The following is a 20064-nucleotide window of genomic DNA, read 5'->3' as shown; positions in this document are numbered from 1 at the left end:
GTACCCGGACCCGCCGACGCTCACACCGCCGGCACGCCACTGTGCGCATCAGGTGACTTCGGGCCGCGTACCCTGGCGGCATGTCTGCCGACCAGCCACTGTTCCGGGTCGTCCGCGGCGTGCCCACCGCCGAGGAACTGGCCGCCCTGGTGGGGGCGATCATCGTCCGCTCCCGCCCGTCCGCCACCCCTCCGCCGGTGGCCACGTCCGCCTGGGCACACAGCGGACGCCCGGCCGCCCGCACCACGTGGCGCACCGCCGGCCTCCCCCGCTGACACGGTCGCCTGGCGGGGCTGCCAGGGGCGAGCGGAGCCGTTAATCTCACTCAGGGAAACGGTGCCGTGACGGTAGGGAGGATCGATGATCCCCGAAGAAGACGCGCCAGCGCCCTGGCTGCGCAACTACGGCGGCATCGAGGCCGACATCCGACAGCTCCGGGACTTCGCCGACCGGCTCGCCGCTGAGGTCCACCGCAACTACGCGCCCCACCTGTCGTACATCGCCGACGACATGTCCGCGACAGTGCCGAACCCCTGCGACGCCTTCGTCGAACTGGTCACCTTCCTGCAAGCCCACCACGAGACGCAGCAGGCCACCACCGACATGGTGTACGCCGTCCGGGGCGCCACCGGCCACCTCGCCGCCGTCGCCGACCGGGTCGCCACGCAGTACGCCGACTCCGACGCCTTCTCCGCAGCACGCGCCTCGGACGTCCAGCGAGCCCTCGCCGACCCGAGCACCGCCCTGCACGGCAGCCGAACACCGACACTGAGCGACCCCACAGGCCCCGACAGCCAGAAGCCGGTGATCCTACCGTGATCGAACGGGGCAGCGGCCGCACCTCCGGCCTCACCGACTGGCAACTGATGGACGTCAACAGCATGTGGGCGTGCCTCCAGGACCACGACACCACAAACCACTGGAAGCAGGTCGCCGGCTGGCGCAAGGTCTGCGACCTCGCCCAGATCCACCTCGGCCGGCTCCAGGAATACCGCCGGGGTCTCGCCGAAGCCTGGCCACCCGAAACCAGCGCCGCCTCCAGCACGTACCTCGCCCAACTCGACGAACTCATCGACAAGGTGCGGCACACCCACGACGCAGCAGCAGCCAACTACACCGCGCTGTCCGCCGCCACCCAGGCCATCGGCACCACCCGCGCCGCGCTCCGCAAGATCCACGAGGAGTACGCCGCCAAACTCCAGCGGAAGCAGGCGTTCGAGACCATCGCCGCCGACCCCAAAGCGGTAATGGGCAACCGGGCCACCGAGTCACCGGTGACCGATGCGGAACTGGAGCGGCTGAATGTGCGGGCGCGGGCGATGATGTTCAGCTTGAGCGGCGAACTCCAACAAGCCCAAGCCACTCTCCAAAAACCTCCAGCGCCACCGCAGCCTCGATCAAGGCGGGATCCTTCAAGCCCAGATGCTTACGATTCCGGTATCGCTCCAACAATTCCACCGATTGTGCCGGTTCCGACGACCTCCACCAACGTCGGACAACAAACTCGGCCCCGCTCATCGACAATCGCGAGGCCCGTGCAGAGCGCCACTGGCGTTGGGCCAATTTTGGGCGCCGCTAGCGTAGGCGCTACGCCCGCGCCCACGAATGCGGTCCCCCAGGGAGGCCCGCTAAACGTCGCAACTCCCGGCCAAGCGCTTCTGCCGGCTCCATTACCAAGTGCTTCGACGGCCCGGCCACTGGTTCCACCTCCTGGGAAATCCGGGCCGCTAGCATGGCCGTCCGCCAAGCCGACCAACGACGCCTCCCGCATTCCGTCGACCCCTCAAGCACGATCTATGCCACCTAACGGCATCATCGGTGGCGCACCTGCACTCGGTCAACCTGCCGCCGGAGGGAATCCGACCCGAAAGGTCAATCCGATTGGCGGCGTAATAGGTGGTGGCGGGGCAGGAACAACACCGACCGGCGGGGCTGGCTCGCGCCCAGGCGCGGGTCGGAGCGTGGTCGGCGGATCACATCTGCCACCTATCGGCGGCGCTCCCAATTACAATAACTACGCGGGCGGAAGCTCTCCTCGTGATCGCCTGAGGCAAGAACACGAGGACGATCGGCGCGCATGGGATCCGGACCACCCTTGGGAGGTTAGCCGCGGCGTGGACCCCATAGTCCGCTCAGCTGAAGAGCCGGGCCCTCCGGACCCCGGCCCTGCCATCGGCTTCAATCGGTGATGCAATTCAGGCGACCACATCTAAGGATCATGGCTACCGCCCTATCGTTGGCCATTTCAGCAATACCGCCGCCTGGAATCGACGCCCTTGAGCCGGGTAGCGACCCCGGCTCAACCAAGCGCGTTAGAGCCGATCAATGGCACCTGACATACTTGAATGTAGCTGAAGCGCAGCGCATCGCCAGAGGTGCAGGGGTAACTGTTGCCGTTCCTGACACCGGCGTCCAACCTCACCCCGACCTCCGCGACAATCTTCTTGACGGAATTGATGTGATCTCCGGCGGAGACGGTAGCGGGAAAAACGACTCTAATAGCCATGGCACTGGCATGGCTGGCCTGATAGCCGCCCATGGGCAAGGGGCTGACTTGGGAGCCCTGGGAATAGCGCCCGAGTCCAAGATCCTTCCCATTCGCGACACACCTGAGGGCGGGCAAGGCGAGGCCGATGATCTTGCCGCAAGCATTGATTATGCAGTGCGCCATGGGGCCGACGTGATTTGCATATCGTCAACGGGCGGGGCAGGGATTGCGCTGCAGCGCGCAATAGAAGCAGCAGTCGCGGCTGATGTAGTGCTAGTTGCTTCTGTCGGCAACACACCGCCGGATGGCGCTGTCGGCTACCCCGCGTCAGCGGACGCCGTTATTGCAGTCGGCGGCATTGGACGCGATGGGATGCATGCCAGTATCTCGACAACGGGGCCGGAGATTGATGTTGTTGCGCCGGCTGTTGATATTTACAGTACGAGCATCAACGGCAAGTACCGCAAAGGCACCGGCACCTCTGACGCGACGGCGATTGTCGCGGGGGCGGCGGCGTTGATCAGGTCGAAGTATCCCCACCTGCCCGCGCAGGAGGTAGCGCACCGGCTCACCGCTACCGCCATCGATAAGGGTCCACCCGGGCGGGACGACGAGTACGGGTACGGGGTTATCGACCTCGTGGCAGCGCTGACGGCAGACGTACCCCCGCTGGGGTTTGAATCGGTGAGCGCTCCAGCCGAGGGCGGCGCGAGTACGACGGCCGTTGCCCAGCCGGGTGATGACGGCCCGGCGACCGTACGTGGGCTTGTCACTCTCGGCGTGATCGTGGCCGCCGGTGTCGGATGGGCGCTGGTGCTGCGCCGCAGGCGTCGTGGCGACGATCCGCCGCCGAGGATCAGTCGCTGACGTGGTGATCGACTCGGGTTCCTTGAAATCGGGCTATCCCACAGCCCCAGACACCGCGATATCAAGGAGCCCGAGTGGATCAAGGGGTTTCGCGGGCTGGCGCCGGCGGTTGGCACCGTGTCGGCTGTGCGGGCGGCGCGGGGGGAGGCGGTAACGTCGGGCGGGTGTCTGATTCTCTGCCGCTCCGCCTTGTGCTCGCTTCGGCTAGCCCTGCCCGCCGAAAGTTACTCCAGGCCGCCGGTATTGAGCCGGATGTGCTGGTCAGCGGGGTTGACGAGTCACTGGTGGTGACCGACCGGGCTGAGGACCTGTGCCTGGAGCTGGCACGCCTCAAGGCGCAGGCGGTGTTGACCAGGCTGAGCCCGGCCACCCCGCCCACCAGCCCGAGCCCTGGCACCGACCCCGGCCTCAGCGCCGGCACCAGCACCAGCACCGGCACCGGCACCGGCACCGGCACCGGCACCGATCAACGGACACTGGTGATCGGTTGTGACTCGGTGCTCGCGTTCGACGGGGAGATCCTCGGTAAGCCTGCGGATCCGGCGGACGCCACCCGACGCTGGCAGCGGATGCGAGGGCGCAGCGGTGTACTGCACAGCGGGCACTGTCTGATCGACGTGGCGGCTGGGCGACGCGCGGAGGCCGTCGCTTCGACGACTGTCCACTTCGCGGACATCAGCGACGACGAAATCGCCGCGTACGTCGCCAGTGGGGAGCCGCTGGCGGTGGCCGGCGCGTTCACCATCGACGGGTTGGGTGGGCCGTTCGTGGAGCGGATCGAGGGTGATCCGGGAACGGTCGTCGGCCTGTCGATGCCGCTGCTGCGTCGCCTTCTCGCCGAGTTGGGCCTACAGATCACCGACTTGTGGACAAAGGTCGCGCCGGGCGGTCAATCGGTCGAGCCGCTCGGTAACGTCCGGGCATGACCACCAAGTCGATCCCGCTCACCGACGAGCTGCACACGTACCTGGTCGCGCACGGCGCCCCACCCGACGAGATCATCCGGGATCTGGCCGAGGAGACCCGGTCGGTGCTGCCGGACCAAGCGACAATGCAGGTAGCGCCGGAGCAGGCCGCGTTCCTGACCTTCCTGACCAGGCTGCTCGACGTACGGCAGGCGGTCGAGGTCGGCACGTTCACAGGGCTGTCGTCCCTCGCGATCGCCCGGGGTCTGCCCGACGGTGGCCGGTTGACCTGCTTCGACATCTCCGAGGAGTTCACCGGCATCGCCCGGCGTTACTGGGCTCGGGCCGGCGTGCAGGACCGGATCGACCTGCGGATCGGCCCGGCCGCAGACCGGCTGCGGGAGTTGCCGCACGAACGGCACCTGGACTTTGCGTTCATCGACGCGGACAAGACGGGGTACCCGGTCTACTGGGCGGAGTTGGTGCCGCGGATGCGCCCCGGCGGGGTGATCGCTGTGGACAATGTGCTGCGCGGCGGCCGGGTGATCGCCCCGCAGGACGAGAGCGACCGGGCCATCGCCGCGTTCAACGACGAGGTCCTCGCCGACGTACGGGTGGACCCGGTGATGCTTCCGATCGCAGACGGCCTGACCCTCGCCCGGGTGCACTGAGGAAGGCACCACCACGCGGCAATCGGGGTGCCCCGAACGAACGACAGGGCACCCCGAGAACCTGAGCGTCAGCGGACGCTGCGGGCGAACTGGCGGGCCGCCCAGAAGACGCCAAGGGCGGCGAGTACGGCGGTGATGGCAAGGCCCTGCCAGACCTTGTCGCTGCCCAGGTCACCGGCGAACAGCGCCCGGGTGCCGTCGACCGCCCAGGAGAACGGGTTCCAGTCGGCGATGCCCTGCAACCAGCCGGGTGCGAAGGTCAGCGGCAGCAGGATTCCGGAGAGCAGCAGCACGGGCTGCGCCACCGTGTTCATCAGCGGGGCAAGGGCGTCCTCGCTCTTGACCTTGAGCGCGACGCCGTACGAGACGGCCGAGGTCATGAGGGCGATCAGGGCGAGCATCAGGTACGCCAGCAGCAGGTCACCGATGAACACCCGCAGGTCGAACAGGAGCGCCAGCAGGGTGATGATGACTGCCTGCACGAGGAGCGAGACCACGTCGCGCAGCGAACGACCGAGCAGCAGGGCGAGCCGGCTGATCGGGGTGACCCGGGAGCGTTCGATGATGCCGGCGCGCAGCTCGGCGATCAGGCCGAAGCCCTGGAACAGGCCGCCGAAGATGGCAAGCAGCACCAGCAGGCCCGGTACGAAGATCTTGTAGGCGGCGGCCTGGGTTGGCGCGTTGAGTGCCGGCTTGAGCAGCGGGGCGAAGAGCAGCAGGTACATCACCGGCTGGAACACGCCGACGAAGACCCAGACCGGGTTGCGCAGCAGGAGTTGGGTCTGCCGCTCGAAGATCAGCCACGTGTCACGGGCGAGTTTCATGAGTCGTCTCTCCGGTGGTCAGGACTCGCGCAGCGAGCGGCCGGTCTTGGTCAGGAAGACGTCGTCCAGGCTGGGTCGGTGCAGCTCGATCGAGCGCAGCTCCAACCCGGCGTGGTCGAGTCGGCGCAGCACCTGCGGGATGACGGTGGCGCCCTCGTCGACGTAGAGACGCAGGCCGCCTTCGTCGGCAGTTTCCAGCTTGTTGACGTACGGCTCGCCGTCGAGCGCCTGAGCGGCCTGCGGTGTGGCGGCCAGGTCGAGACCGACAAGGACCACGTCGCCGGAGATCTCGCGCTTGAGCTCGGCGGGGGTGCCCTCGGCGACGACCTCGCCGTTGTCCATGATCGCGATGCGGTCGCAGAGCGCGTCGGCTTCGTCGAGGTAGTGCGTGGTGATGAAGACGGTCATCCCGTCGGCGCGCAGCCGCCGGATCTCGTCCCACATGTGCGCGCGGCTCTGCGGATCGAGGCCGGTGGTCGGCTCGTCCAGGAAGACGATCTTCGGCTCGTGGATGATGCCGAGCGCGATCTCCACACGCCGTCGCTGGCCGCCGGAGTAGGTCTTGCACTTGCGGTCGGCGTACTCGGTCAGTTGGAAGGCGGCAAGGGCGCGGGCGGCGCGCTGCTGCGCGTCGGCCTTGCTGATGCCGTACATCCGGGCGTGCAGCACCAGCTCCTCGCGGGCTGTGGACTCGTCCCAGGTGCTGCCGCCCTGCGGGACGTAGCCGATCCGGCGGCGCACCTCGGCGGGAGATTTGCGCAGGTCGGCGCCGGCGATTGTGGCGTCGCCGCCGTCGGGCTCGATGAGCGTGGCGAGCATCCGCAGGGTGGTGGTCTTGCCAGCGCCGTTGGGGCCGAGGAAGCCGAAGATCTCGCCCTCGGCGACCTTGAGGTCGACACCGCGTACGGCGTCCACCGTCTTCGTCTCTCGACCCGCGCGGGAGCGGAACGACTTCCGCAGCCCCCTGGTCTCGATCATTTCTGCTCCTGGTCGTTCGGGCCGGTCAGCCGGCTGCCGAGTGGGACCACGCCGGACGGCGCACTCCCCCGCTGTGCCGTCAGCAGGTTAACGCGATATAACTTTTGTAGTCAACGTTGATTATTACGCGTTAGGTGCGGGCCTCTCCTCGCCGTCCCGCCACCCCGGCCAACCATCCGCGTTCTCCAGCTCAGCAGGCAGGTACGACACTCCGGACTCGACACGTTCCGCGATCCGCTCGCACCAGGCGATCTCCGCCTCCGCGCGGGCGGACCAGAGTTCCATCATCCAAGTGACGTGCACCGGCTTGGCGCTGCGAATCCAGTCCGAGTCGAGCGAGGCACGCATCGAGGCGACGTTGGCGCGGAGGAGGTTGGCCCGGTTCCGCAGGGCCGCGGCCGCCTCGGAACGGGGCATCGCCGGCAGGAAGGAGAACGCCGCCGTGAAGGGGTCGGGCGGCTCGCTGAGGTTCCACCAGAGGTTGCGCAGCAACGTCTCGAACTCATCGTCCCCCTTGGGGGTCACCTCGTACGTGGTCCGCGCCGGACGAGCGCCGACCTGCTCGGTCGCGACGGCCTTGAGCAGACCCTCCTCGGTGAGTTTGCGCAGTGCGTGGTAGATCGACCCAGGCTGCACGTTGGCCCACTTGTCCGCGCTCCAGCTGAGCAGCTCACGGCGCACGTCGTAGCCGTGCACGGGCTGCATCCACCGCACCAGACCGAGAATCATCATCCGAGTCGCAGACACTCGATAAGCGTAATAGACAAGTTTGACTACTGCCCTAGGTCAACAGTGCGGCATCCCACACTGAGCGACCGTTAGGGTTGCCTGCGTGACCGCTAAACTCCCGGTCAGTAACCTGCCGGGAGGAGTCACAAAGGTGCGCAAGGTACTGATTGCCAACCGCGGAGAGATCGCTGTCCGGGTTGTCCGCGCCTGCCGTGACGCCGGCCTGAGCAGTGTCGCGGTGTACGCGGACTCCGACCGCGACGCCCTGCACGCCACTCTGGCCGACGAGGCGTACGCCCTCGGCGGAGACAGCGCCGCCGACACGTACCTGCGCATCGACAAGCTGCTCGACGTCGCCGCACGGGCCGGCGCTGACGCCGTACACCCGGGTTATGGGTTTCTCAGTGAGAACGCCGACTTCGCCCAGGCGGTCATCGACGCCGGGCTCACCTGGATCGGCCCCACCCCGCAGGCGATCCGCGACCTGGGCGACAAGGTCACCGCGCGGCACATCGCGCAGCGGGCGGGCGCTCCGTTGGTGCCTGGCACGCCGGACCCGGTGGCCAGCCCCGACGAGGTGATGGCGTTCGCCGTCGACCATGGCCTGCCGGTCGCCATCAAGGCCGCCTTCGGTGGTGGCGGGCGCGGGCTCAAGGTGGCCCGCACCATGGAGGAGATCCCGCAGCTCTTCGAGTCGGCCACCCGGGAGGCGGTCGCGGCGTTCGGCCGGGGCGAGTGCTTCGTCGAGCGGTACCTGGACAAGCCGCGGCACGTCGAGGCACAGGTCCTCGCGGACCAGCACGGCAACGTGATCGTGGTGGGCACCCGGGACTGCTCGTTGCAGCGACGCCACCAGAAGCTCGTCGAGGAGGCGCCCGCGCCGTTCCTCACCGACGCCCAGCGGGCGCAGATCCACGACAGCGCCAAGTCGATCTGCCGCGAGGCCGGCTACCACGGTGCCGGCACCGTGGAATACCTGGTCGGCGTGGACGGCACGATCTCCTTCCTGGAGGTCAACACCCGGCTCCAGGTCGAGCACCCGGTCACCGAGGAGACCGCAGGCATCGACCTGGTCCGTGAGCAGTTCCGCATCGCCGATGGCGAGAAGCTGCGGATCACCGAGGACCCGGCGCCGCGCGGGCACTCGATCGAGTTCCGGATCAACGGCGAGGACCCGGGCCGCAACTTCCTGCCCGCCCCGGGCACTGTCACCGCGCTGCGCCTGCCCAGCGGCCCAGGGGTGCGTGTCGACACCGGCATCTCGGCCGGCGACGTGATCGGCGGCAACTTCGACTCGCTGCTCGCCAAGGTGATCATCACCGGTGAGACGCGGACCGAGGCGCTGGAGCGTGCCCGCCGCGCGCTTGACGAGATGGTGCTCGACGGGATGGCCACCGCTCTGCCGTTCCACCGGCTCGTGGTGCGCGACGAGGCGTTCACCGCCGAGCCGTTCAGCGTGCACACCCGGTGGATCGAGACCGAGTTCGACAACACCGTGCCGCCGTTCGCCGCCGCCGTCGGCGCCGCCGAGGCGCCGGCCGAACGCGAGACCGTCGTGGTCGAGGTGGGCGGCAAGCGCCTCGAGGTGAGCCTCCCCGCAGGCTTCGGCGGGGGCACGCCCGCAGCCGCGCCCGCAGCCCGCAAGCCGACCCGGCGTGGCGGTGGTGCCAAGGGTGGCGCGGCGGTCGGCGGCGACGCGCTCACCTCGCCCATGCAGGGCACCATCGTCAAGATCGCGGTCGCGGACGGCGACACCGTGGCCGAGGGTGACCTGGTCGTGGTGCTGGAGGCGATGAAGATGGAGCAGCCGTTGCACGCCCACAAGGCGGGCACTGTCAGCGGGCTCAGCGCGGATGTCGGCGCGGTAATCACCGCCGGTGCACCCATCTGCACAATCGCCTGAAGGAAGGGCACCTTATTAACGCCTGGTGCATAAGAAGGGGCCCTTCCTAACGCTTGGCCAGCCGCGAGGAGCGCGTCGCGGGAGTGGTTTGCGGCACCGACGTGGGCGCGGGTGGCCGGGGGCGGGAATGATGGCCGGGTGCGTTTCCTTCACGGCGCGGCCCCCGCGCACGACCTGACCTACACCGACGTCTTCATGGCGCCGGCCCGCTCCGACCTCGGATCCCGGCTCGACGTCGACCTGTCCACCGGCGACGGCACCGGCACCACCATTCCGCTCGTGGTGTCGAACATGACGGCGGTCGCCGGGCGGCGGATGGCCGAGACGGTGGCCCGGCGGGGCGCGATCACCGTGATCCCGCAGGACATCCCGATCGAGGTGGTCGCGAACGTCGTCGCGTGGGTCAAGCAGCGCCACCTGGTCTACGACACGCCAATCACCCTCGGCCCGACCGAGACCGTCGGAGACGCCATCCACCTGCTGCCTAAGCGTGCGCACGGCGCGGTGATCGTTGTCGACGAAGCGGGACGGCCGCTGGGTGTGGTCACCGAGGCGGACACCGTGGGCGTGGACCGGTTCGCCCAACTGCGGCACGTGATGTCCACAGCGCTGCACACCGTCCCGGCGGACGCGGACCCGCGTACCGGCTTCGACCTGCTCTCCGCCGGCCGTCGCCGCCTCGCCCCCGTGGTGGACGCCGACGGCCGCCTGGTCGGGGTGCTCACCAGGCAGGGAGCGCTGCGCGCCACCCTCTACACGCCTGCGGTGGACGCCAAGGGCCGGCTGCGCATCGCCGCGGCGGTCGGGATCAACGGGGACGTCACCGGCAAGGCCCGCGCCCTGCTGGAGGCCGGGGTGGACACGCTTGTCGTGGACACCGCGCACGGCCACCAGGAGCGGATGATCTCGGCGCTGCGGGCGGTCCGGAAGCTGGACCCGGGCGTCCCGGTGGCGGCCGGCAACGTGGTCACCGCCGAGGGGGTACGCGACCTGGTCGAGGCGGGTGCCGACATCATCAAGGTCGGCGTCGGGCCGGGTGCCATGTGTACGACCCGGATGATGACCGGTGTGGGGCGCCCGCAGTTCTCCGCAGTGCTCGACTGCTCGGCGGCGGCCCGGGAGCTGGGTCGGCACGTCTGGGCCGACGGCGGCGTACGGCACCCGCGCGACGTGGCGCTGGCACTCGCGGCCGGCGCGTCGAACGTGATGATCGGCTCGTGGTTCGCCGGCACCTGCGAGTCGCCCGGTGACCTGTACACCGAGGCCGACGGCCGGCGGTACAAGGAGAGCTTCGGGATGGCCTCGGCGCGTGCGGTAAGCGCCCGTACCGCCGACGACAGCGCGTACGACCGGGCCCGCAAGGCTGTGTTCGAGGAGGGCATCTCCTCGGCCCGCATGTATCTGGATCCGGCCCGGCCCGGCGTCGAGGACCTGATCGACGAGATCATCGCCGGGGTGCGCAGCGCCTTCACCTATGCGGGCGCGCGGGACCTGACCCAGTTCCACGAGCGGGCGATCGTCGGCGTGCAGAGCGCCGCCGGCTTCACCGAGGGAATGCCGCTGCCCACGAGCTGGTAGCGCTGCGGCCAGGGTGCCGGGGTGGCCGCCTCCTCAGGCCGGTTGCGAGGCTCCTCGTCGGGACGGGTACGGGGCAGCCGGGCGCAGGCCACCAGGCCGATCAGGAGGAAGCCTACGGCGGCGAAGGCCGCGTACCGGGTGGCGTCGGAGAAGGCGATCCGCGCCTCCTCGGCGATCGGTGCGGTACGCGGGTCGTCGGCAAGGCCCCCGATGGCGGCCCCGGCGCTCTCCTTCACCGCAGTGACCACCTGGTCCCGCTGCGCGGCGTCGAGCCCCGGCTGGTCGGCAAGCCGGTCGCCGAGGATGCTGCCGAGGCTGGCGAACAGGACGGTGCCCAGCACTGCGATGCCGAGCGCCGAGCCGACCTGCCGGGCGGTGCTCTGGACGCCGGAGCCTTGCCCGCTGCGCTGCAACGGCACCTCGGACAGCGACACTCCGGTCAGTTGCGCGGTGGCCATGCCGACGCCGATGCCGTAGACGAAGAGGAAGCCCAGCGGCGCCCACCAGCGGGTGTCGGGCGCGACGACGAGCCCCAGGCCGGCGACCCCTACCAGTTCGGCGGCGACGCCGAGCTGGACGACCCGGGCGGCGCCGAGTCGCTGGGTGAGTGGGGCGCCGATGCCGCTGGCGAGGAAGCTGCCGACGGCGAGCGGCAGGAGCGCCAGGCCGGTGGCGAAGGCGCTGTAGCCGAGCACGTTCTGGTACCACAGCGGCAGCGCGAAGAGCAGCCCGAACTCGCCGAGGCTGACGATGGCGGCGGCGAGCACGCCGTTGCGGAACGACCCGATGCCGAACAGCGACAGGTCGAGCAGGGCGGGCCGGCCGGCGCGGTTGCGGCGGAACTGGTGGCCGAGGAAGACGGCGAGCGCCGCGAGGCCGAGCAGACCGGCCACGGGGACGGGCGAGATTGCGAAGGTCCAGTCCAGCCCGAAGAGGCTGAACGGCTTCTCCCGCTGCCACCAGCCGTAGGTGCGGCCCTCGATGAGGGCGAAGACGACGCCGGTCATGCCGATCACGGAGAGCAGGGCGCCGACGATGTCGACGCCCCGTTCGGCGCGGTCGTCGCGGGACTCGGCGACCAGTGCGAGGGTCGCAACGACGACGGCCAGGCCGACCGGGACGTTGATGCCGAACGCCCAGCGCCACGAGTACTCGGTGGTCAGCCAGCCGCCCAGCAGCGGGCCGAGGGCTGCCGCGCCGCCGATGGTGGAGCCCCAGACGGCGAAGGCGATGCCCCTGTCGCGTCCGGTGAAGTTGGCGTTCAGGAGGGAGAGCGAGGTGGGCAGCATCATCGCGCCACCGACGCCCTGGAGCACCCGGGAGGCGATCAGGGTTTCGCCGGAGCCGGCCAGGGCGGCCAGCACGCTTGCCACCACGAAGACAACGACCCCGGTCACGAACATCCGGCGGCGTCCGGACCGGTCGGCGAAGCGACCGGCGACGAGCAGAAGAGCCGCGAAGACCAGGGTGTACGCCTCCTGGACCCATTGCGCGTCCGTGGAGGTGATGTCGAGGTCCCGGATGATCTGCGGGACGGCGACGTTCACGATCGTCGCGTCCACGATGATCATCGCGACGCCCAGGCTGATCGCGAACAGCCCCCACCAGCGTCCGCGCCCGTTCACGGCCATTTCCCGCTCCTTCTAATAGCTAGATTTTCTAGCTACCCGAGCTGCTAGCTTTTACCCATGGCGCGGCCTCCGTCAACCCCGACAAGCGAGACGGCCCGTGCGCTGCACGAGTTGCTCCGCGCAGCCAGCGACACCCGGGGTGCGCTGGCCCGCAGACTGGGGATCGGCACCACCGACGCGGCGGCCATCGACCACCTGATTTCCAGCACCGAGGCGCTCGGTCCGGTCGAACTGGGCAACCGATTGGGCATCCGCTCGGCATCGGCCACCACAGTGGTCGACCGTCTGGTGCAGGCCGGGCACGTACGCCGCGCGCCACACCCCCACGACAGGCGGCGCATCGCACTGGAGGTAACCGAGCACGCCTACGGCGAGGTGCTTGCGGCGCTGCGACCGATGCTCGTCGGGGTGGACCAGGTCGTGGGCAAGCTGACCCCGGAGCAGGCGGCGGCAACCACCGAGTTCCTGCGTGCGGTCACCGAGGTCATGCGGGAGTACGTCGCCACGGCCCCCGTCGACAAGCCGGCGGGCAGCCCGCAGCCCTGACCCGAAACGCTCGGGCGGTCAGTCGAACAGGCGGCGCAGCACCACGCGGGCCGCGTCGCGAGGCTCGGCAGCGGAGAACGCGAGGCTCGGCACCGGAGAACCAGTGTGGCTATTTCGTTTGGGCCCTGACTATCAGGGAGCTAACCTGCTTGGGTGAAACTCGTGACCCTCCAGGACGCTCCGCTCGGCCGACTGCTCGTGGTCGCCGGGCACCTCGTCGGGCAACGGTGGAACCGCTACCTCGCCGAGGACCACGGCCTCACCCAGGCCGGCATGGTGACGCTGATGACGCTCGCCCGACATGGCGAGCTACCGCACCGGCAGGTGGCCGAGCGGTGTTTCGTCCGCCCGGCCACCCTGACCGGCATCGTGGACACGCTTGCCCGCGACGGTCTGGTCGAGCGGCAACGTGACGACAGCGACAGGCGCAGCGTCCGACTCGCCATCACCCCCGCCGGGCGGGAACGGGTGGCCGCGCTCAGCGCGTTGATGCACTCCGGACGTCCTCTCACCTCCATCGACGCCGACCCGGCGAAGGCCCAGGTGATCCGCGAGTTCCTCATCGAGGTCATCGCCAACGCGGACGATCCGCAGATGACCGCGCACATCACCGGATCGGGGGACCCGGCGTGCTGATCCGACTCCTACGCGATCAACTGGGCACCTACCGACGACCGTTGCTGGCGGTGGTGCTGCTCCAGTTCGTGGGCACCATGGCCTCGCTCTACCTGCCCAGCCTCAACGCGGACATCATCGACCAGGGTGTGGCCCGGGGCGACACCGACTACATCGTGCGCACCGGCGGCTGGATGCTGTTGGTCAGCCTGATCCAGATCGTCTGCTCGATCGCCGCCGTCTACCTGGGCGCACGGATCGCCATGGGCTTCGGCCGGGACGTCCGCGCCAGGCTCTTCGGCCACGTCAACCGCTTCTCCGCCCGCGAGGTGGCCCGGTTCGGCGCGCCGTCGCTGATCACCCGCAACACCAACGACGTGCAGCAGGTGCAGATGCTCGTGCTGATGAGCTGCACAATGCTGGTGGCCGCTCCGATCATGAGCGTCGGCGGCGTGGTGATGGCGCTGCGCGAGGACATCGGGCTCTCCTGGCTGATGCTGGTAAGCGTGCCGGTCCTGGCAATCGTGCTGAGCGCGATCATCCGCCGGATGGTGCCGGGCTTCCGGCTCATGCAGACCCGGATCGACACCGTGAACCGGGTGCTGCGCGAGCAGATCACCGGCATCCGGGTGGTTCGCGCGTTCGTCCGTGAGCCGTACGAGACGGATCGCTTCGCAGTGGCGAACGCCGATCTGACAGCCACCGCGCTGCGTACCGGCCGGCTGATGGCGATGATCTTCCCGGTGGTCATGCTGGTGCTCAACGTCTCCAGCGTGGCCGTGCTGTGGTTCGGCGCGCAGCGGGTGGACGCCAACGCCATCCAGGTCGGCGCGCTCACCGCCTTCCTGCAATACCTGATGCAGATCCTGATGGCCGTCATGATGGCCACGTTCATGATGATGATGGTGCCCCGCGCGGCGGTCTGCGCCGAGCGGATCATCGAGGTGCTGGACACCGACTCGTCGGTGGTCCCCGCCGCCGAGCCGGTCACCGAACTACCCACCCGGGCCGAACTGGAGCTGCGCGACGTGCGCTTCCAGTACCCGGGCGCCGTCGATCCGGTGCTGCGGAACATCTCCTTCCGGGCCACCCCGGGCACCACCACGGCGATCATCGGCAGCACCGGCGCCGGCAAGACGACTCTGCTGTCGCTCATCCCCCGCCTGGTCGACGTCACCGGCGGCGCGGTACTTGTCGACGGCGTGGACGTACGGGAGATGGCACCCGAGGAGCTGTGGCGACGGATCGGCCTGGTGCCACAGCGGCCGTACCTGTTCACCGGCACTGTCGCCAGCAACCTGCGCTACGGCAACCCAGACGCCACCGACGAGGAGCTGTGGGCGGCTCTGGAGATCGCCCAGGCCAGCGAGTTCGTGGCCCAGATGCCCGGCGGCCTGGACGCCCCGATCGCCCAGGGCGGCAGCACCGTCTCCGGTGGGCAGCGGCAACGCCTGGCCATCGCCCGGGCGCTGGTCCGCCAGCCGGAGATCTACCTCTTCGACGACTCGTTCTCCGCGCTCGACCTCGGCACCGACGCGCGTCTGCGGGCAGCCCTGCGCCCGGTCACCGCACAGTCCGCAGTGGTGATCGTGGCCCAGCGGGTCTCCACGATCGTCGACGCCGACCAGATCATCGTTCTTGAGGACGGAGGAGTCGTCGGAGTGGGACGACATGCGGAGTTGGTGCAGACCTGCCCGACGTACGCCGAGATCGTGGCCTCCCAGCAGACGGCGGAGGTGCCGGCATGAGCGAGCGCGACGAGCCGCGGACCTCGGCCGTACCCACGCAGAAGCCGGCCGGCGACGAACGGACGCCGGCAGCCGGCGCGACGCGACCCGGCGGCGATGCGGCTGCGCCGAAGCGGCTGCCGCCGGGCCGCCCGGCCGGCGGCCCACACTGGGCTAGCGCCGGGATGCCCGCCGAGAAGTCGATGAACTTCGGGCCGTCCGCGCGGCGGCTGCTCGGCCGGCTACGCCCGCACCGGCTGCATTTGACCGCGATCATCACGCTCGCTGTGGTGAGTGTCGGGTTCAGTGTGGCCGGGCCGAAGATCCTCGGCCACGCCACCGACCTGATCTTCAACGGGGTGATCGGTCGCAACCTGGAGGCGGGCACCACCACCGAGCAGGCCGTCGCGGCGGCCCGCGCCAGCGGCAACGACAGCTTCGCCGACATGCTGGCCCGGATGAACGTCGTGCCCGGGGTCGGGATCGACTTCAACGCTCTGGGTCGGGTGCTGCTGCTGGCGCTCGGGCTCTACCTGGCAGCGAGCGCGCTGTCGTGGTGGCAGGGCTGGCTGCTCAACGGGGTCGTGCAGCGCACAGTGCTGCGGCTGCGCGCCGAGGTGGAGGAGAAGCTCAACCGGCTGCCGCTGCCCTACTTCGACAGGCAGCCGCGCGGCGAGCTGCTGAGCCGCGTCACGAACGACATCGACAACATCTCCACAAGCCTCCAGCAGACCCTCAGCCAGCTGCTCACCTCGCTGCTGACAGTCGTCGGCGTACTCGGTGTGATGTTCTGGATCTCGCCGCTGCTGGCGCTGGTGGCCCTGGTCGCGGTGCCACTGTCGGTGCTTGTCACCCAGCGCATCGCGAAGCGCTCGCAGAAGCAGTTCATCGCGCAGTGGACGCACACCGGCGAGCTGAACGGCCAGATCGAGGAGGCGTACACCGGTCACGAGCTGGTGAAGGTCTTCGGCCGGCAGCGCGAGGTGGAGGCCGCGTTCCACGCCAAGAACGAGGAGCTGTTCCGGGCAAGCTTCGGCGCCCAGTTCATCTCCGGGATCATCATGCCGTCGATGATGTTCATCGGAAACCTGAGCTACGTGGCGATCGCCGTGGTCGGTGGGCTGCGGGTGGCCTCCGGCACGATGAGCCTCGGCGACGTGCAGGCGTTCATCCAGTACTCCCGGCAGTTCACCCAGCCACTCACGCAGCTCGCCTCGATGGCCAACCTGCTCCAGTCCGGGGTGGCCTCGGCCGAGCGGGTCTTCGCGGTGCTCGACGCCGACGAGCAGAGCCCCGACCCGGTCGAACCGGCCCGGGTCGTCGACCCGCACGGTCGGGTCGAGTTCGAGCACGTCTCCTTCCGGTACGAGCCGGACAAGCCGCTGATCGACGACCTGTCGCTTGTCGCGGAGCCGGGGCACACAGTGGCAATCGTCGGCCCCACCGGTGCCGGAAAGACGACGCTTGTCAACCTGATCATGCGCTTCTACGAGCTGGACGCTGGCCGGATCACCCTGGACGGGGTGGACATCACCACGATGCGCCGCGACGACCTGCGCGGCCGGATCGGCATGGTGCTCCAGGACACCTGGCTCTTCGGCGGCACCATCCGGGACAACATCGCCTACGGCCGGCCGGACGCCACCGAGGAGGAGATCCTCGCCGCGGCGCGGGCCACCTTCGTGGACCGGTTCGTGCGGAGCCTTCCCGACGGCTACGACACGGTCATCGACGAGGAGGGCAGCAACGTCAGCGCTGGCGAGAAGCAGCTCATCACCATCGCGCGGGCTTTCCTCGCCGAACCGTCCCTGCTGATCCTGGACGAGGCGACAAGCTCGGTGGACACCCGCACCGAGGTGCTGCTCCAGAGGGCGATGGCGGCGCTGCGCTCAGACCGGACAAGCTTCGTCATCGCGCACCGGCTCTCCACCATCCGCGACGCCGACCTGATCCTCATGATGGAGAACGGTCGCATCGTCGAGCAGGGCACCCACGAGCAACTGCTCGCCGCCAAGGGCGCGTACCACCGGCTCTACCGATCACAGTTCACCGGAGCGGTGGTCGACGAGGAACCGGCCGCCCAGCCGGCGTCGGTGTAGGGCGGACCGCCATGTCGACGGTCCGCCCCGGGCCCACGAGCCGGTCAGCCCGGCGGCAGCAGGTCGGCCGCGCGGGCGGCGACCTGCCCGTTGATCAGGGCGAGCACGTCGGCGACGGGCATCGGATCCAGGGCACGGCCGCCGCGCAAGCGCAGCGCCAACCGCCCGTCGGCCACCTCCCGAGAGCCCAACACCCCGAGGTACGGGATACGGCGGCGAGCCGCGTCCCGTACCCGGCCGCCCAGCGAGCCGGCCGCGTCGACCTCGACCCGCAGCCCGGCGTCGAGTGCCCGCCGCGCCAGCTCGGTCGCCGCGCCGGCCTGCCCGTCGCCCACCGGCAGCAGCACCAGCTGGACCGGCGCGTACCAGGCCGGGAAGGCGCCCTCGTGCACCTCGATGAGGTACGCGAACAGCCGCTCCATGCTGCCCACGAGGCTGCGGTGCACCATCACCGGGCGACGCCGGCTGCCGTCGGAATCGGTGTACGACAGGTCGAACCGCTCCGGCTTGTCGAAGTCGAGTTGGATGGTGGAGATGGTCGACTCCCGGCCGGCAGCGTCGACGATCTGGATGTCGATCTTCGGACCGTAGAAGGCTGCCTCGCCCGGCGCCTCGACGTACTCCACACCGGCGAGCGCGCCCCGGAGCAGGTCCTCGGCGTGGGCCCACTGCGCGTCGTCGCCGACGTACCTGCCGGCCGGTCCGCGCACCGACAGCCGGAAGCCGGCCGGACGGACGCCGAGCGCGGCGTGCGCGGCGCGGATCAGCCGGAGGATCTCGACGACCTCCGCGCCGACCTGGTCCGGCGCGCAGAAGGTGTGCGCGTCGTTGAGCGAGATGGCGCGGACCCGGGACAGCCCGCCGAGCACACCCGAGCGCTCCGAGCGGTACATGCCGCCCAGCTCGGCGATCCGCAGCGGCAGCTCCCGGTAGGAGCGACCCCGGGCGCGGAAGACAAGCGCGTGGTGCGGGCAGAGCGCGGGCCGCAGCACGACCTCGTCGTCGGCGCTCAGTCGCATCGGGGGGAACATGTCGTCGGCGAAGTAGCCGAGGTGCCCGGAGAGTTCGAACAGTTCGCGTTTGCCAAGCGGCGGCGAGTAGACGTGCTGGTGGCCGGACCGGCGCTCCAACTCACGGACGTACTCCTCGACGGCGTGCCGGGCTGCGGCACCGGCCGGCAACCAGATCGGCAGGCCGGCACCGGCAAGCGGATCGGAGACGAAGAGGTCCAGCTCACGTCCGAGCCTTCGGTGGTCGATCATGTCGCGCTCCTGGATCGGGTACGACCCGAGGGCGACCTGGACTCCGAACGCCGCGCGGCCCTCGGGGGCGGATCGCCCCGGGGCCTTGTCGACTGTGGTTACGTCAGAGCGGCACGCCGGGGACACCCGGCGTCGTGGTCACTCTCACCGCGCTGCGCATGCGGCGACGCTACCGGCCGGGCGGAGAAGGACGCACCCGGTTTTGCGGCAGCCGGAGAGGGGGTGGGCCGCCGGCGCGGGACCCGCCGGCGGCCCGGGGCAGCCCGAGTCGTCAGGAACGGGGGACCCGACGGGCTCGGCCGCGCCGACAACGGTACGCCGACGAGGGCCGATCCGCCGACCGCCTCGGACGCCGTGCGTCAACCCGGGAGTCGTCACCTAAAGATGGTTCAACTCGTTGTATCTGGGTGGCCTGTGGTGTCGACGGTCACGACGGGACGGGGCCGTGCACGGTGACGCCGGGCACGACGTCAGGCTCGACACACACAATCGGCCGCATCCGGCGAGGTGGCAGGCGTGCCCGAACTACTGACTGACGTCGCGTCACCGACGTGGGCGTACCTGGTGCTGCTCGGATTGCTGATCGCCGACGCCTTCGTTCCGGTGATCCCCACCCAGCTCATCATGATCACCAGCGGTGCGCTCACCGTGTACGGCGGCCTCAGCCTGCCGGCAATCATCGCCGTCGGCGCGCTCGGCGTGTTCGTCGGGGACCTGGCCTGCTACCTGCTCGGTCGAAGCGCGCCGGATCGACGGGCACCCCGGCACACCGAGCTGAGCCGCGCCCGCCGGGTGGCCAGCCGGGTCACGCAGGGTCTGCGGCAGCCCGGGCCGATGGTCTTCCTGCTCTGCCGGTTCGTGCCCGGGGGACGCATGGCGGCGTGCTTCTCGGCAGGCCGCAGCCGGTACCCGTACCGGCTGTTCCTGCTCTACGAGGGCGTGGCCGCGCTGGCCTGGGCCACCTACGGCGCGATGGTGGGGCACCTGGGCGGCACGGCACTCACCCAGTCGGCGTGGCGCCTGGCCATCATCGCCGCCGCAGCAGCGGTCGGCTTCGCTGCGGCAGGATGGGCGATGACGCTCATAAACGCCCGTCACGCCCGCACCGCCGCCGCAGCCGCCGCAATCCCCCGCGATCTTGCACTTTGCGCCCCGACGAATGGTGTGAAGCGCGCAGAACGGCGACCTAAGGTGCAAGATCGGCGAGGTTGCCTCTAGGGGTGGTTTCTGGGGGCCATGTC

Annotated in this window: 16 protein-coding genes and 1 pseudogene; 12 read left to right on the top strand and 5 right to left on the bottom strand. The window is 69.6% G+C overall.

Annotated elements, in window-relative coordinates:
- The first annotated feature begins 80 nt into the window (after positions 1-80).
- From ACPXB1_RS01855 to ACPXB1_RS01835, 5 genes are all read left to right on the top strand, one after another.
- Complete coding sequence (locus ACPXB1_RS01855; RefSeq protein WP_355592504.1) at positions 81-275, top strand: acyl-CoA carboxylase subunit epsilon; 195 nt, start codon at positions 81-83, stop codon at positions 273-275.
- An 85-nt stretch (positions 276-360) separates the two neighbouring features.
- Positions 361-819: a hypothetical protein gene (locus tag ACPXB1_RS01850; protein ID WP_425734710.1), complete on the top strand. Its 459-nt coding sequence runs from the start codon at positions 361-363 to the stop codon at positions 817-819.
- A 1399-nt stretch (positions 820-2218) separates the two neighbouring features.
- Positions 2219-3355, top strand: coding sequence for a S8 family serine peptidase (locus ACPXB1_RS01845; protein ID WP_425734709.1), 1137 nt, complete (start codon positions 2219-2221; stop codon positions 3353-3355).
- A 164-nt stretch (positions 3356-3519) separates the two neighbouring features.
- Entirely contained in the window at positions 3520-4281 is a 762-nt protein-coding gene (locus ACPXB1_RS01840; protein WP_425734708.1) for a Maf family protein, read from the top strand.
- Positions 4278-4931: an O-methyltransferase gene (locus ACPXB1_RS01835; RefSeq protein WP_355592512.1), complete on the top strand. Its 654-nt coding sequence runs from the start codon at positions 4278-4280 to the stop codon at positions 4929-4931. The genes ACPXB1_RS01840 and ACPXB1_RS01835 overlap by 4 nt, the downstream gene beginning before the upstream one ends.
- Positions 4932-4999: 68 nt before the next feature.
- Here the strand turns inward: ACPXB1_RS01835 and ACPXB1_RS01830 are convergent, their stop codons facing one another.
- The 3 genes from ACPXB1_RS01830 to ACPXB1_RS01820 form a co-directional block, all read right to left on the bottom strand.
- Complete coding sequence (locus ACPXB1_RS01830; RefSeq protein WP_053659366.1) at positions 5000-5755, bottom strand: ABC transporter permease; 756 nt, start codon at positions 5753-5755, stop codon at positions 5000-5002.
- A gap of 18 nt (positions 5756-5773) precedes the next feature.
- Complete coding sequence (locus tag ACPXB1_RS01825) at positions 5774-6733, bottom strand: ATP-binding cassette domain-containing protein (protein ID WP_355592514.1); 960 nt, start codon at positions 6731-6733, stop codon at positions 5774-5776.
- A 123-nt stretch (positions 6734-6856) separates the two neighbouring features.
- Entirely contained in the window at positions 6857-7465 is a 609-nt protein-coding gene (locus ACPXB1_RS01820) for a PadR family transcriptional regulator (protein ID WP_355592843.1), read from the bottom strand.
- 148 nt (positions 7466-7613) lie between these two features.
- On the opposite strand from ACPXB1_RS01820, the gene ACPXB1_RS01815 reads away from it, so the two are divergent.
- On the top strand, positions 7614-9365 hold the full coding sequence (locus ACPXB1_RS01815) for an acetyl/propionyl/methylcrotonyl-CoA carboxylase subunit alpha (protein ID WP_355592516.1): 1752 nt from the start codon (positions 7614-7616) through the stop codon (positions 9363-9365).
- Between the two features lie 138 nt (positions 9366-9503).
- Positions 9504-10943, top strand: a complete 1440-nt coding sequence (locus tag ACPXB1_RS01810) for a GuaB1 family IMP dehydrogenase-related protein (protein WP_355592518.1) — start codon at positions 9504-9506, stop codon at positions 10941-10943.
- 14 nt (positions 10944-10957) lie between these two features.
- Here the strand turns inward: ACPXB1_RS01810 and ACPXB1_RS01805 are convergent.
- A pseudogene (locus tag ACPXB1_RS01805) lies at positions 10958-12574 on the bottom strand (DHA2 family efflux MFS transporter permease subunit); the annotation flags it as partial.
- A 57-nt stretch (positions 12575-12631) separates the two neighbouring features.
- Here ACPXB1_RS01805 and ACPXB1_RS01800 point away from each other — a divergent pair.
- The 4 genes from ACPXB1_RS01800 to ACPXB1_RS01785 all read left to right on the top strand — a co-directional run bounded on the left by ACPXB1_RS01800 (position 12632) and on the right by ACPXB1_RS01785 (position 17561).
- The gene (locus tag ACPXB1_RS01800) at positions 12632-13120 is read left to right on the top strand and encodes a MarR family winged helix-turn-helix transcriptional regulator (protein ID WP_425734707.1); all 489 of its coding nucleotides are present in this window, start codon (positions 12632-12634) and stop codon (positions 13118-13120) included.
- A 153-nt stretch (positions 13121-13273) separates the two neighbouring features.
- Positions 13274-13756: a MarR family winged helix-turn-helix transcriptional regulator gene (locus tag ACPXB1_RS01795; RefSeq protein ID WP_355592522.1), complete on the top strand. Its 483-nt coding sequence runs from the start codon at positions 13274-13276 to the stop codon at positions 13754-13756.
- Positions 13750-15483 (top strand): ABC transporter ATP-binding protein, encoded by a 1734-nt coding sequence (locus ACPXB1_RS01790; protein ID WP_355592524.1) that lies wholly within the window; start codon positions 13750-13752, stop codon positions 15481-15483. The genes ACPXB1_RS01795 and ACPXB1_RS01790 overlap by 7 nt, the downstream gene beginning before the upstream one ends.
- A gap of 164 nt (positions 15484-15647) precedes the next feature.
- Positions 15648-17561 carry an ABC transporter ATP-binding protein gene (locus ACPXB1_RS01785; protein WP_355592845.1) on the top strand — a complete coding sequence of 638 codons (1914 nt, stop codon included), beginning with the start codon at positions 15648-15650 and terminating at the stop codon, positions 17559-17561.
- A gap of 44 nt (positions 17562-17605) precedes the next feature.
- On the opposite strand, the gene thrS is transcribed toward ACPXB1_RS01785, so the two are convergent.
- Positions 17606-18823: a threonine--tRNA ligase gene (gene thrS, locus ACPXB1_RS01780; protein WP_355592526.1), complete on the bottom strand. Its 1218-nt coding sequence runs from the start codon at positions 18821-18823 to the stop codon at positions 17606-17608.
- Between the two features lie 516 nt (positions 18824-19339).
- On the opposite strand from thrS, the gene ACPXB1_RS01775 reads away from it, so the two are divergent.
- Positions 19340-20041, top strand: coding sequence for a DedA family protein (locus ACPXB1_RS01775; protein WP_355592528.1), 702 nt, complete (start codon positions 19340-19342; stop codon positions 20039-20041).
- The last annotated feature ends 23 nt before the right edge of the window (positions 20042-20064 follow it).

It is taken from the genome of Micromonospora sp. DT68 (genome assembly GCF_049847245.1).
GTDB classification, from domain to species: Bacteria; Actinomycetota; Actinomycetes; order Mycobacteriales; family Micromonosporaceae; genus Micromonospora; species Micromonospora profundi.
Note: the sequence above shows the minus strand (reverse complement) of the source record. Positions and strands in the feature narration are given on the sequence as shown.